Annotated in this window: 1 protein-coding gene; it reads left to right on the forward strand. The window is 34.3% G+C overall.

Annotated features, from left to right (window positions below):
• The first annotated feature begins 138 nt into the window (after positions 1-138).
• Positions 139-1,338 (forward strand): ISL3 family transposase, encoded by a 1,200-nt coding sequence (locus NFR29_RS08245; protein WP_251425529.1) that lies wholly within the window; start codon positions 139-141, stop codon positions 1,336-1,338.
• Positions 1,339-1,395 lie beyond the last annotated feature (57 nt).

A 1,395-nucleotide genomic window follows, 5' to 3' on the forward strand; every position in this document is an offset into this window, starting at 1 on the left:
GGTTCTATAATAAATGTTGGGGTGTCACCATCAAGGTGGCACAACCAACATTATTTTTTTGCAAAAAAAATAAGCATATACAACTCACATGCTTTACAATAAAAGTGTCTAAGTCCTAAAGAAAGGATGTGAGCGTATATGCCTACTAAAGATTATACAGAGTTTTTACACAATATCAAACAAGAATATATTACTAATAGCTATGTCGTTAATGATACATTTGTCTTCGAACTAGAGTTACCAGTGAAGGAACATACCTGTCCACAGTGTCATCATACAACCAAACGTATTAAGGATTATCGGATTCGTACCGTAAAATTTGGAATGATTCAATGTGGCACATTAATCGGTAAATATAGACAACGAAGGTATTGTTGTACGCATTGTGGTCATGCATTTTCTGAACAGAACCCCTTTGTTCGTAAATACATGCAAATCAGCATCACGAATCTTGCATTACTATTTAATAAATTAAATGAAAGCATAACATATACTTCCATTGCTCATACATGTAATGTATCGATTACAACAGTCTTACGATATTGCTCTATGATCCATATTCCAAAACCTAACATATTACCACCTGTGATTGGCATTGATGAATTTAAAGGCAATGCAGAAGGCCAACAATACCAAGTAAATTTAACAAATCCAGATACACATGAAATATTAGATATATTACCGAAACGAGATACACATGCCTTACTACGCTATTTTGCATCCTTTAAACGCAGCGTTCGATTAGCAGTTAAATATATTGTAATGGATATGTCTCTACAATTTAAACGTATTATGCAAGCCTTATTTCCTCATGCTCACATTGTATGTGATCGCTACCATGTATGTCGCCTTGTAGATTGGGCCGTTGAACGCGTACGAAAACGTGAGCAAAACAAAATCTTTTCTTATTCTCGAATGTTAAAACAAAACAAGCGAATCTTAATGAAGCGACCAGAATCTCTAACAGATACAGAAAGTATAAAGCTCTGTGAATTATTTAGAGTCTCACCTGACTTAAAAAGGGCCTATACATTAAAACTTGTATTTAGAGATATATTTAAAACATATGGAAAAGAGCAAATTACTAGACATCTAAAACATTGGTTGCAATTAGTAAAGACCTCTGGACTAAACGAATTTAATAATTTTCTACACTCCTTTTCAGCATGGATGCCACAGATTACGAATGCCTTCTTATTACCTTATTCAAACGGTTATACAGAAGGAAGTAACAATAAAATAAAAGTATTAAAACGTATAAGCTATGGACTTCGTCACTTTGGTAGATTTCGGGTACGTATTCTGCTTTTGAGCAAAAAAATGGCACCAACCACATAAGTGATTGGTGCCAAACAAATGATTAGGGATAAGCACCCCAACATTTGACAGAGAGCC

Source organism: Veillonella agrestimuris (assembly GCF_943193065.1).
GTDB lineage: Bacteria > Bacillota > Negativicutes > Veillonellales > Veillonellaceae > Veillonella > Veillonella agrestimuris.